Source organism: Mixta mediterraneensis (genome assembly GCF_014946725.1).
Lineage (GTDB): Bacteria > Pseudomonadota > Gammaproteobacteria > Enterobacterales > Enterobacteriaceae > Pantoea > Pantoea mediterraneensis.
This window is the reverse complement of the sequence record NZ_JACFXY010000002.1, coordinates 391,698-401,618: the sequence shown is the minus strand read 5'-3', so window position 1 is coordinate 401,618 and position 9,921 is coordinate 391,698. Positions and strand designations below refer to the sequence as shown.

The 9,921-nt window shown below is 51.9% G+C and carries 17 protein-coding genes; 1 reads left to right on the top strand and 16 read right to left on the bottom strand.

Going from position 1 to position 9,921, the window contains the following annotated elements:
• Window positions 1-4: 4 nt before the first annotated feature.
• The 3 genes from sapF to sapC are packed head-to-tail and all read right to left on the bottom strand — an operon-like array spanning window position 5 to window position 2,689.
• Window positions 5-802, bottom strand: coding sequence for a putrescine export ABC transporter ATP-binding protein SapF (gene sapF / locus H2P46_RS06190; RefSeq protein ID WP_193404294.1), 798 nt, complete (start codon window positions 800-802; stop codon window positions 5-7).
• Window position 803: 1 nt separating this feature from the next.
• Window positions 804-1,799, bottom strand: a complete 996-nt coding sequence (gene sapD, locus H2P46_RS06185) for a putrescine export ABC transporter ATP-binding protein SapD (RefSeq protein WP_193404293.1) — start codon at window positions 1,797-1,799, stop codon at window positions 804-806.
• Window positions 1,799-2,689, bottom strand: coding sequence for a putrescine export ABC transporter permease SapC (gene sapC / locus H2P46_RS06180; protein WP_193404292.1), 891 nt, complete (start codon window positions 2,687-2,689; stop codon window positions 1,799-1,801). The genes sapD and sapC overlap by 1 nt, the downstream gene beginning before the upstream one ends.
• Window positions 2,690-2,863: 174 nt before the next feature.
• Between sapC and H2P46_RS06175 the strand changes: the two genes are divergently transcribed.
• Window positions 2,864-4,051 carry a tyrosine-type recombinase/integrase gene (locus H2P46_RS06175; protein ID WP_238938942.1) on the top strand — a complete coding sequence of 396 codons (1,188 nt, stop codon included), beginning with the start codon at window positions 2,864-2,866 and terminating at the stop codon, window positions 4,049-4,051.
• A gap of 66 nt (window positions 4,052-4,117) precedes the next feature.
• On the opposite strand, the gene H2P46_RS06170 is transcribed toward H2P46_RS06175, so the two are convergent.
• The 13 genes from H2P46_RS06170 to H2P46_RS06110 form a co-directional block, all read right to left on the bottom strand.
• Complete coding sequence (locus tag H2P46_RS06170; RefSeq protein WP_193404291.1) at window positions 4,118-5,158, bottom strand: IS481 family transposase; 1,041 nt, start codon at window positions 5,156-5,158, stop codon at window positions 4,118-4,120.
• Between the two features lie 78 nt (window positions 5,159-5,236).
• The gene (locus H2P46_RS06165) at window positions 5,237-5,455 is read right to left on the bottom strand and encodes a hypothetical protein (RefSeq protein ID WP_193404290.1); all 219 of its coding nucleotides are present in this window, start codon (window positions 5,453-5,455) and stop codon (window positions 5,237-5,239) included.
• Window positions 5,445-5,789: a phage protein NinX family protein gene (locus tag H2P46_RS06160; RefSeq protein WP_193404289.1), complete on the bottom strand. Its 345-nt coding sequence runs from the start codon at window positions 5,787-5,789 to the stop codon at window positions 5,445-5,447. The genes H2P46_RS06165 and H2P46_RS06160 overlap by 11 nt, the downstream gene beginning before the upstream one ends.
• On the bottom strand, window positions 5,786-6,115 hold the full coding sequence (locus tag H2P46_RS06155) for a phiTE_015 family protein (RefSeq protein WP_193404288.1): 330 nt from the start codon (window positions 6,113-6,115) through the stop codon (window positions 5,786-5,788). The genes H2P46_RS06160 and H2P46_RS06155 overlap by 4 nt, the downstream gene beginning before the upstream one ends.
• On the bottom strand, window positions 6,115-6,357 hold the full coding sequence (locus H2P46_RS06150; RefSeq protein ID WP_193404287.1) for a hypothetical protein: 243 nt from the start codon (window positions 6,355-6,357) through the stop codon (window positions 6,115-6,117). The genes H2P46_RS06155 and H2P46_RS06150 overlap by 1 nt, the downstream gene beginning before the upstream one ends.
• The gene (locus tag H2P46_RS06145) at window positions 6,344-6,676 is read right to left on the bottom strand and encodes a hypothetical protein (RefSeq protein WP_193404286.1); all 333 of its coding nucleotides are present in this window, start codon (window positions 6,674-6,676) and stop codon (window positions 6,344-6,346) included. The genes H2P46_RS06150 and H2P46_RS06145 overlap by 14 nt, the downstream gene beginning before the upstream one ends.
• Window positions 6,673-6,894: a hypothetical protein gene (locus H2P46_RS06140; RefSeq protein ID WP_193404285.1), complete on the bottom strand. Its 222-nt coding sequence runs from the start codon at window positions 6,892-6,894 to the stop codon at window positions 6,673-6,675. Before H2P46_RS06140 ends, H2P46_RS06145 begins: the two co-directional genes overlap by 4 nt.
• A gap of 105 nt (window positions 6,895-6,999) precedes the next feature.
• Entirely contained in the window at window positions 7,000-7,587 is a 588-nt protein-coding gene (locus H2P46_RS06135) for a hypothetical protein (protein WP_193404284.1), read from the bottom strand.
• A complete protein-coding gene (locus H2P46_RS06130; RefSeq protein ID WP_193404283.1) occupies window positions 7,587-8,294 on the bottom strand; it encodes a Rha family transcriptional regulator in 708 nt (235 codons plus the stop codon). The genes H2P46_RS06135 and H2P46_RS06130 overlap by 1 nt, the downstream gene beginning before the upstream one ends.
• A gap of 9 nt (window positions 8,295-8,303) precedes the next feature.
• A complete protein-coding gene (locus H2P46_RS06125; RefSeq protein ID WP_193404282.1) occupies window positions 8,304-8,690 on the bottom strand; it encodes a hypothetical protein in 387 nt (128 codons plus the stop codon).
• 21 nt (window positions 8,691-8,711) lie between these two features.
• Window positions 8,712-9,275 (bottom strand): HNH endonuclease signature motif containing protein, encoded by a 564-nt coding sequence (locus H2P46_RS06120; RefSeq protein ID WP_193404281.1) that lies wholly within the window; start codon window positions 9,273-9,275, stop codon window positions 8,712-8,714.
• On the bottom strand, window positions 9,272-9,616 hold the full coding sequence (locus tag H2P46_RS06115; protein WP_193404280.1) for a hypothetical protein: 345 nt from the start codon (window positions 9,614-9,616) through the stop codon (window positions 9,272-9,274). The genes H2P46_RS06120 and H2P46_RS06115 overlap by 4 nt, the downstream gene beginning before the upstream one ends.
• Entirely contained in the window at window positions 9,600-9,821 is a 222-nt protein-coding gene (locus H2P46_RS06110; RefSeq protein WP_193404279.1) for a hypothetical protein, read from the bottom strand. Before H2P46_RS06110 ends, H2P46_RS06115 begins: the two co-directional genes overlap by 17 nt.
• Window positions 9,822-9,921 lie beyond the last annotated feature (100 nt).

Sequence of the window (9,921 nt, the reverse complement as noted above, 5' to 3'; positions counted from 1 at the left end):
AGCGCTAGCGTCGCCAGGCTTCGGCGGTCAGCGCCTCGCCAAAATGGCTGCTGATTAACCGCTTTGTCAGTTCGTGCAGGGGCGAAGCCAGCACGTCAGCGGTACCGCCACGCTCCACCACTTCGCCCTGATGCATGACCAAAACCTGGTCGCTGATGTGCTTCATCATGCCGAGATGCTGGGTAACATAAATATAGGCGATGCCATGTTTTTCCTGCAATTCAAGCATCAGGTTTACCAGCTGCGAACGCATGGTCATATCCAGTGAGGCAAGGGCTTCATCGGCAACGATAATTTTTGGTTGCAGGATCAGTGCGCGGGCCAGGCCCAGGCGCTGCTTTTGCCCTGGCGCCAGCATGTGCGGATAATAACCGGCATGGTCGCGCAGCAAACCCACCTGACGCAGCGTGGCGATAATACGCTTCTCACGCGCCTCAGCATCAAGATCGGTATTGAGCCGCAGCGGAAAATCGAGAATTTGACTCACGCGCTGGCGTGGATTCAGGGAGTTTGATGGGTCCTGAAAGATCATGCGGATGCGCTGGCTACGATAGCCGTAATCACCATACTCAAGCGCATGATCGTCAATCAGGATTTCACCTTCGCCAGGGGGAATCATACCGCTTAACATCTTCGCTAATGTCGATTTCCCCGAACCATTTTCGCCGATAATCGCCAGCGTCTGCTTTTCGCGAAGCGTAAAACTCACCGATTTCACCGCTTCAACATGCTGGCGGCGAAACAGCCCGGTGCGATAGCGAAAGGTCTTGCTAAGGTTACGTACCTCAAGCAGCGTTTCCATACTATTGCTCCTCCATATTCAACGGGAAATGGCAGGCATAAAGGTGCGATTTACTGCCGGTCAGACGCGGCGTTTCCACACATTTGCGTTGTGCATAGGGGCAGCGCGGTCCAAGCCGACAGCCAATCGGCAAACTTTCCAGTGACGGAATGGCACCGGAAAGGGTGTTCAGGCGGCTTTTATGCGGCAGCGAGCGGCCAAAATCGGGCATCGCACGTATTAGTGCCTGGGTATAAGGATGGTGCGGAATCGACATGAGATCTTCGCTTTGGGCTGTTTCTACCGTTTGCCCGCAATACATTACATTAATGCGATTCGCCCATTGGCTCATGGTGCGCAGGTCATGGCTGATCAACAAAATTGTGGTGTTATTGTTCTGATTGAGCCGACTCAACAGGCGAAAGATTTGCGCCTGAGTGGTGGGTTCCATCGCATTCGTTGGCTCATCGGCAATCAACAGACGTGGCTGATTCGCCAGGGCAATCGCTATCATTACCTTCTGGCATTCGCCCTCGGTCAGCTCATAGGGGAAACTGCGCATGATGTCTTTGTGATCTTTAATGCCAACGCGATGCAACAGCTCGATGGCACGCGCTTTACGCCAGAACCAACAACGTTGATACCAGCGTCCTTTAAAGGTCCAGCGAGGGATCGCCTGCATTAACTGTCGGCCAATGCTTTCTGAGGGATCAAGACAAGACTGCGGCTCCTGGAAAATCATCGACACGTTGTGACCGATAATACGACGACGCTCGCGTGCCGACAGGCGTAGCAGATCGATGTCGTCGAAACGCATACGGTCGGCGGTAACGCGCCAGTTATCCTTAGTGACGCCGCAGATAGCTTTTGCCACCAGACTTTTTCCCGACCCGGATTCACCCACCAGACCACGAATTTCACCCGCATTCAGGGTCAGGTTGACGCGATCAACCGCTGTAACCGGACCATCGGCGGTCATAAATTCAATGGTCAGGGTGCGAATATCAAGTAACGGCATTATTCCACTCCCGCTTCGACGGCACGGCGAATACCGTCACCGAGCAGGTTAACAATCAATACGCTGATCATTAGCGCCGCGCCAGGGAGCATCACCGTCCACGGCGCGACGTAGATCAGTTCCAGTGAATCGCCGAGCATCGCGCCCCATTCGGGCGAAGGCAGTTGCGCGCCCAGATCAAGAAAGCCCAGCGCTGCAATATCCAGAATCGCCATGGACAGCGCACGGGTAATTTCGCTAATTAACATCGGCAACACGTTCGGCAAAATCGCATATCGCAAAATATTGCTGCTGGTGGCGCCATCCAGCCGGGCCGCCACGACATACTCTTTCTCCAGCTCATCATGTACCGCGCTATAGATAGTGCGCACCAGACGCGGCATCAGCGCCAGCCATACCGCCAGTAATGCGTGCTCAAGTCGCGGACCGAGAAACGCCACCACAATAATTGCCAGTAGTAATGAAGGGAGCGACAGCAGCGTATCCAGTATGTGATTCATTACTGCTGACCGCACGCCATGCGTCATACCCGCCAGCACGCCAAGCAGCAGTGCGCAGACGGTGGCAAACAGCGTGACGAGAATAGCGGCCCCCACCGTTGGTGCCGCTCCCTTCAGCAGTCGGCTTAATACATCGCGGCCTAAATCATCGGTGCCAAGGAAAAACGAGACATCGCCATAGCGTGACCAGGAGGGAGGCAGCAGCTGATACCCAAGAAACTGTTGATCGATGCCGTAAGGTGCCAACAGGCCGCCGAACAAACACAGGAGCAGCAAAGTAGCAAAGCCGTACAGACCAATCATGGCAGTGGTATCAGCATAAAAATGGTGCCAGCTTTGCCGAAAGGCGCTCGGTAGCCGTTTCTCTGCGTAGATATTATCGGAGGGCATACGTATCCGTTTTACTATGATTTACTTCGCGCAAATCTAATTTATAAAAGCATTTCATATCAGGTGCTTATCTCTCATTTGTGCTTCGTGATGTTTTACTGCGCTTTAATCTGTGTAGCTTTAATTTATAGATTTTGTGTACACTCCTGCGTATACGCAAAAGGGGTGTACACATTGCTCACAGATACCAAACTCAGGAAGGCACTGGGAAAGCGCCGCGACAAAATCGAGATCATTTCTGACTCACACGGTCTCAATGTCAGGCTGTCCATTTCAGGTGGCGTGACATTTTTTTACCGGTATCGCTGGGAGGGTAAGCCCATCCAGCTAACTATAGGGGATTATCCGTCGATATCCCTCTCACAGGCAAGGGAACGACGCCAGCAATTTAGGCTGTGGATTACCGAAGGGTTAGATCCTCGCCGGCAGGTAGCTCTGGACCGCATAAAAAAAATCGAAGCCATGACTGTTGAGGAGGCTTTTGATTACTGGGAAGAGCATTACTGCAAGCCAGAGGGCCTTATTAAGATTCATAAAAACAGGCAGAACTTTCAGAATCATGTAAAGCCAGTGTTAGGCCAGATGATTGTAAATCACACAACCAAGAGTCACTGGCTCAGCCTGTTTGATGGTATGGGGCGACGGGTTGTTACCGGTGAGATTCTAAGCCTGATGCAACGTGCTTTTCGCTTCTGCCATAACAGGGGGGTGATAGATATTAACCCTCTTGCAGACCTGCGACGTTCAGACGTGGCAATAGCAGCAGCGATGAAAGACAGAGTCCTTTCTGACGATGAAATCCGGCTTGTCTGGAACACCCTGAATGAATTGCCGGTGCGCCAGCAAATCATCATGCGGTTTCTTATGATGACAGGTTGCCGCAGCAATGAAATCAGAGTCGCCAAATGGGAATGGTTCAACTTCAAGGAAAAAACGTGGACCGTTCCAGCCAGCGAATATAAAACCGGCAAAACGATAAGAAGGGCACTACCGGAACCAGCTGTGATAATGCTCCAGCAACACCAAAAGCAGTCCATAACAAAGCATGTCATTACCCGGTCTCGTTACAAGTCTCCGGAAGATGACAAGCCGCCAGCTCAGCCAAATATTGCTTTCTTCTCCCAGCAGATAATTATGAAGAACGGGATGAAGGAATGGTCGCTACATGACTTGCGAAGAACTGTAGCAACGCGCCTTTCTGAACTCGGCGCGCCGCCACATGTGATAGAGAAGTTGATGGGGCATCAGATGGGAGGCGTTATGGCGCGTTACAACCTTCACGATTACCTTGATGACCAGCACATCTGGTTAGATGTGTGGGTCAGGCACCTGGAGAAGGTGGTTGCGTGTCGGCTGGCATAATACTGACTTGTACTAGCTCAGACCTGATCTGACAGTTACCGGTTATTTATACAGGTGTCTGTCAGATTAAATCTGGTTCAGATTCTTTTCTGCCCAGACTCGTTTTCCATCAAGTAAAGTCGCCATCGGCGTTCGCCCGCAGCACATTTTTCCCTGATGAGTTCGCTCATTATTGTAATGCCACAACCAGTTGACCAGATCTGCCTGCAGGCTTTCCAGGTCTCCGTATAACTTCTTGCGGAACGTAACCTGATAAAAATCCTGCAAAATGGTTTTATGGAAGCGCTCGCAGATGCCGTTTGTCTGCGGAGACATCGCCTTCGTTTTTGTATGGTCGATATCGTTGATCGCCAGATAAAGCTGATAATCATGCTGCTCCACTTTACCACAGTACTCCGTACCCCTGTCGGTCAGTATTCTCAGCATTGGCAGCCCCTGAGCCTCATAGAACGGCAGTACACGATCATTGAGCAGGTCGGCAGCTGTGATCGGCGTTTTACTCGTATACAGCTTGCAGTGGGCCACTTTCGAGTACGTATCCACGAACGTCTGCTGGTAGATGCGGCCCACGCCCTTCAGATTGCCAACGTAGAAAGTGTCCTGCGACCCCAGATAACCCGGGTGAGCCGTCTCGATTTCACCACAGGCATCGTCGTCGTGTGCCTTTTTCTCCAGTGCAGCGATTTGAGCGTCGGTAAGCACGATGCCTTCTCTGGCGACCTTTTCCTCAAGCGCCTTCAGGCGTTTACGGAAGTTCTCCAGATCGTGTCGCTGCCAGACGGAGCGCACGCCGCTGCCGGAGATAAACACGCCTTTTTTACGCAGCTCATTGCTGGTCCGGTGCTGCCCGTGGGCCGGAAACTCAACGGCATATTCAACAACCGCGCGTTCAGTGGCTTCGTCGGCGCGGTTCTTCAGGTTGGGAACCCGCCGGTTCTGGTTAACCAGCGCATCAATGCCGCCTTCAGCAGCCAGTTCCTGATAACGGTAAAACGTGTCGCGTGACACGCCCATGATCTTGCAGGCTTTTGATACGTTGCCGAGTTCTTCGGCGAGATTGAGCAGGCCGGCTTTGTGTTTGATGATGGGATTGTTAGTATGAAGCATGAGAGTTACCTCGCGTTTTGTTTAAGGATTGGACACCTATATCAAAACCGGTAACTCTCAACCTTTCAAGGTCCAGTGTCAGATCAAGTCGCGACTAATACAACTGACTTCCTCTTCCCATTTCAGCAGGTCTGCTCCCCGCCAGCGCTTAGGGCTCCCCCCGATCGTTGGTTTGGGGAATGGGCGGCTGAAACATGCCGGCATCCTCTCTGGCGTGCTCCAGAAGTAAAGAGTGCTGCGAGAAATCTTGTAGCGCTTCAGCACGTCAGCCGTGAGCATAATTTCATCAGCTTGCATTGTTCCCCTCCTCAAAATCTTTTACCATCAGATATACAATCATCGCTGCTCTTAACGGGTTTTTATGCCGGGCGGCTACACCGCTTTCGTGTCTCGCTTCCCATGTCGTTTTGGATGCTGGCGCAATGGCGATCCGGTTGCGTATGGCAATCTGGAAGCCGTCCTCACTTCGTGAGCAAGGAAAGAAACCGTACTTATGGCTGATCCTGCCAAAATTCCGTGTATATTGGGCGCCCTTTGGATTGTTCGGGTGTACTACTGCCTCATACTTCGGATTTTCCAGCCTGCAGACCAGCACGCTGATTTCACCATCTGTCAGCTTGCCGTACTTCATTTGCTTACCTCCGGCGCGGCCGCAACCATTGCCATATAGATTCGGCGAAACTTACCTCTGTCGGTGCCGGCCATTGCGAAATGGCCCTGAGACATCATTTGCCGCGTCGGTTCCACGGGGACCAGCTTCCACCCTGAATTAGCTTCAGCGACATCATGCGATGCGGCCCGGTGCTTCTGACTTGCCTGCCAACCCCACCATGCATAGTTCATGAAATGATTGCTGTATTCGCCATCATCAAAGTTCAAGTTGCCTTTGGCTTGAGGCCACCACTCAACGAGAGCTGCTTCAAAGGCTTCGCGTTCAGTAATTTTTTGCTCGCTCATCACACCGCTCCTATCGCTTGCTGAACCACCCGGTGCCCGCGCTTGCGTGGCTTCTTCTTCGGCTCGATGTGTACCGGTGCCACCTGAGGAGCCTCCGGTTTCGGAACCACCACTCCGTTTCGTATGTGGCGCTTCTGGTTCATTCGCCACACCAGGCACTGCGAGTGATCGCGCCCGTCATCGATTTTGACGCTGGCTTTCACCAGCGTGTCGTTGAGGTTGGCCATTTCATGCTGCGTCATTGGGCACCACCTTGTTGTAACCGTCAATCAGAAGCTTGCTGGCGATGCTGTGTGCTGTTTTGTATGCGTGGAGAGCCTCTTCGATAATTTCATTCAGCTCACACTTGAGAATGTTGTCATAGCTTTTTGGCCAGACTGCCCATGGCAAGTCGTTACCAACAAAACCAGCGATGATGTCCAGCGTCAGCGTTACGGCTTCTTCTACCACCCGAGCCGGGCGACGATAGCCAGCAGCCCATACAGCATCTGTAATCTCGCTGGGGTCGGTGCCAGCCGCTTTGATAACCTGCGCCAGTGCAAATACATTTTGCTGAGTCATTTCGCTGCCTCCCTTGTGGCCGCACGGTATGCACGCAGACTGCGTTTAACCGGGCCGCTGATAACTGTTTTGCGGATGAGGATGCCTGACGTTCTGGCGAGCACATCAGCAGAGAGCAGGGCGGCATCTACCGCCCGGTTGTGCCGCCGAAACTCCAGCAGGCTACTGGTGATGGTCAGCGTTGCCACGGCTCCGTGGTCTTTGAAGTCAAATTTCATCCGATCACCCTCGCAAGCAGTCGAGCTGTGTAAATGAACGAGTAGAAACCCGCCGTTAATCCCAGCCCCGCCAGGCTGGAAAAGAACAGTGTGAACATGACCAGCTCAGCAACTTTCTTCATTCAGCAACGCCCCCATTAATTCGAAAGCGTTATTCCGCATTGGCATGATTACCAGTTGAGGATTGCCGTAAAACTTATTGATCACGCTGTCGAAAACGATCTGGCATGGTTTTTCGTTGCCCCATGGTTTGAACTGCACAGGAAGGACACCGAAATCGAACCCGAACATCAGAAAAGGAAGGGCAAGATACTTTGCCTGGAATACCGGGAATGTGTCACATGGCTCTGGTTCTCCAGCCAGCAGCTTGCTGAAGTCGGGGTACTGACACTGAACAGACTCAAGGTTACTGCGGCCGATCACCTTGTTATCCGCAGTAACATGTTCAGCCACAAGTGCCCCATACAGCGGTTTGATATACGTCCCTTCAGCCTCATCGGGGATTACGCCATGAAGAATGAACACACCTTCAATAGCATCGCTGGCACCATGCTCCATAGAAACGCATGCGGCCCGGTTGCACGCCTGAATATGCGTACTGGTAATATGAACGCCCTGCAAATAGCGGCGTTCTTCTGTCTGTTCGGCCACACAGCAAAGTGCAGCGCGAAGGAAATCGGTGTGAATAAACATTATTTAGCCTCCCAGCCGATGACCTGAAACAGGCCCATGTTCGGGTGAAACCACTTTGTTCCGCGCTGTTCCGCCTCATCCATCATTCCGCGAAAGGTCGCCATAAAATCCGCCTCAAGTACGATCTTCATCGGGCGCGGCTGTCCCTCCGGCGTCATGATGGTGATAGTGTCAGTAGGGATGTTGTAGCCTTTAACCAGCGTCCGGCATTTGGCATCGGTCATGCCGCATTTAACTCGCAGCACTGAATATCCCGCCCATCCTGCAGGGATCGAGCCGCGCTTAATTTTCTCTACGGTCTCGACCACCTCATGCATTTTGCTTTCAACTGTGTTCAGCCTGCGCTCCTGTTCAACCTGAGCCAGCGCATAAGCGAGGTTAAGCTCAGCCTGCGACTTAGGCCTGGCGCGTTCTTCTTCCAGCTCTTTCCAACGATCTACCAGGCGAGCAGTAAACTCGGGGCAGAGCTGAGCAACGACGATGATGCTGTCACGCTTGCCGGTTTCCCCTTGGAACCTGTAGAGCTTCAGCACTACGCCGTTAGCTGACTTCTCCCCGTCCTCCATTGGAGGGTGGGAAATCACGCCAGCAGAGGAAAGCCGCTCGATAGTTCTTTTGACGTTGTCGTGGCGGCTGCTTACCAGATCAGCAATGTCCAGGCTGGTCATTGCTGCCTGTGAATCGGTACCGATAACAAAATTGTTCATAGTTATGCCTCAGTAAGGTTTCTGGCTAAGCAGTTGGGCGATGTTGCTGCTGGCTGCGTCGTAATTCTTCTTCCACTTCGTGATTGCCCGGCGGCGGGCCATAATTTTCAGCACTCGGCGATAGGTGCGATGGTGCGCATTCCAGTACTGCTCAGTCAGTTCTCCCTGCTTGTGCACCAGAACGCCTTCATTCCATACCTGCTGCGAGGGTTCATGCGTCTGGATGCCAGCCTTATCGAAGGTGCCAGTCACCATGAAATGCACCAGGTTATTGATCGCAGCGCTGCGGCTGAGGAAGCGGCGGTTACGTCCGTGACGTGTCACGATATAAACCGGTGATTTGACCTGGCGGAAAGCGTCATCCACACCAGGCAATTTTTTAGAGACTTGGATCATTTTCTGTCCTTAATTTGTTAGTTATCTGGTGCCGTGGTTTGGATGAAATCCATAAATTTTCTCGGCTGCTTTTCGGGCCCTTACTGCGTCTTCAAATCGCCTATATGTTCCTAATGCGATCTGCCTGGCACCAACGGTGATGTATGCCCGCCACCTTTGTTTTCTCTCTGTCCAGCTAACCCCGGTGCAACCAGACTTGTTGGTTTCTCTAATCTTCACGTTCCTGCTGTTGTCGACCGTGGTGCAGGTGCGTAGGTTGGTAAGCTTGTTGTTCAATGTGTCGCCATCGATGTGGTCAATGACCAGCGGTTCTTCACCGGTTGCCAACTTGTAGGCAACTCTATGCGCATAGAACAAAACACCATTCAGCCTTACAATCCGGTATTGACGACCCGCCGACACAGACACTGTTGCTATACTTCCCGCCCGTTTACCTCCAAATGCGGAGTTAAACTGCTTTTGCCGGCTAGAACTCGAGAAGTGCTCAATTGGCCTTTTCCGCCATGTGAGAGAGCCCGTCTCAGCTTCATAAGAGAAGCACTCCAAAAGGTATTGGCGCTCGGGCAATGGGTTGGCCATCGTCATTCCGCACCTCGCTGGCTGAATGCCTGCTCGATTAGATTGCTTATTAGCGCATTCATGAAACCGACGCCTATATCAGAAAGCTTTCCTGATTTGAGCTTCACGCAGTCGCCATAGGTTTCTGCAATTTCACGGTCAGCTGCATCACCAGAGATAACTTTGTTAACAGCAGTTTCGAAGAATTTAATAAGCGCCTTACTTACGATTTCTGAATCAAGTTCGATAGCCGTCATTTTCCCGTCCGGCAATTTAACGGGGGCCATCATTACGCCGGTTTTATGCACCAGAGTTGCAAGATAGATATTTACCAGGCGCGTGCGATTACGCTCAACGATGCTTGTCATTAATTTCTTCCTTATCCTGACGGTCTTCCTCTTCCTGCAAAAAGAACTGAATTTTTGTAGCCATGTTGAATGCGAGGCCGATTAACGGATCATTTACTTTCAGCCCGTTCCCTGTGCCACGTTCAAATAAAAGCTCCATCAGTGAAGTAAGCTGACTAGCCATTTCAGCCGCTTCGCAAATAACAAGGTCATTAGATTTCATCATTTCACCCCGTACGCTGCACGTAAAAACAAGTTGGCAAGAATGTCGTGACCTGCTTTATGTAACTTCACTGCGGTTACATATTTAGAATGGTCTTTTATTT

Excerpts from the sequence above, each read along its gene's own strand:
- H2P46_RS06145 (WP_193404286.1), bottom strand. The coding sequence starts at position 6,676 with ATGACTCAGCAAAATGTATTTGCACTGGCGCAGGTTATCAAAGCGGCT.
- sapC (WP_193404292.1), bottom strand. The coding sequence starts at position 2,689 with ATGCCCTCCGATAATATCTACGCAGAGAAACGGCTACCGAGCGCCTTT.
- H2P46_RS06170 (WP_193404291.1), bottom strand. The coding sequence starts at position 5,158 with ATGCTTCATACTAACAATCCCATCATCAAACACAAAGCCGGCCTGCTC.
- H2P46_RS06165 (WP_193404290.1), bottom strand. The coding sequence starts at position 5,455 with ATGCAAGCTGATGAAATTATGCTCACGGCTGACGTGCTGAAGCGCTAC.
- sapD (WP_193404293.1), bottom strand. The coding sequence starts at position 1,799 with ATGCCGTTACTTGATATTCGCACCCTGACCATTGAATTTATGACCGCC.
- H2P46_RS06160 (WP_193404289.1), bottom strand. The coding sequence starts at position 5,789 with ATGAAGTACGGCAAGCTGACAGATGGTGAAATCAGCGTGCTGGTCTGC.
- H2P46_RS06115 (WP_193404280.1), bottom strand. The coding sequence starts at position 9,616 with ATGACAAGCATCGTTGAGCGTAATCGCACGCGCCTGGTAAATATCTAT.
- sapF (WP_193404294.1), bottom strand. The coding sequence starts at position 802 with ATGGAAACGCTGCTTGAGGTACGTAACCTTAGCAAGACCTTTCGCTAT.
- H2P46_RS06140 (WP_193404285.1), bottom strand. The coding sequence starts at position 6,894 with ATGAAATTTGACTTCAAAGACCACGGAGCCGTGGCAACGCTGACCATC.
- H2P46_RS06120 (WP_193404281.1), bottom strand. The coding sequence starts at position 9,275 with ATGACGATGGCCAACCCATTGCCCGAGCGCCAATACCTTTTGGAGTGC.
- H2P46_RS06135 (WP_193404284.1), bottom strand. The coding sequence starts at position 7,587 with ATGTTTATTCACACCGATTTCCTTCGCGCTGCACTTTGCTGTGTGGCC.
- H2P46_RS06150 (WP_193404287.1), bottom strand. The coding sequence starts at position 6,357 with ATGACGCAGCATGAAATGGCCAACCTCAACGACACGCTGGTGAAAGCC.
- H2P46_RS06130 (WP_193404283.1), bottom strand. The coding sequence starts at position 8,294 with ATGAACAATTTTGTTATCGGTACCGATTCACAGGCAGCAATGACCAGC.
- H2P46_RS06155 (WP_193404288.1), bottom strand. The coding sequence starts at position 6,115 with ATGAGCGAGCAAAAAATTACTGAACGCGAAGCCTTTGAAGCAGCTCTC.
- H2P46_RS06110 (WP_193404279.1), bottom strand. The coding sequence starts at position 9,821 with ATGATGAAATCTAATGACCTTGTTATTTGCGAAGCGGCTGAAATGGCT.
- H2P46_RS06125 (WP_193404282.1), bottom strand. The coding sequence starts at position 8,690 with ATGATCCAAGTCTCTAAAAAATTGCCTGGTGTGGATGACGCTTTCCGC.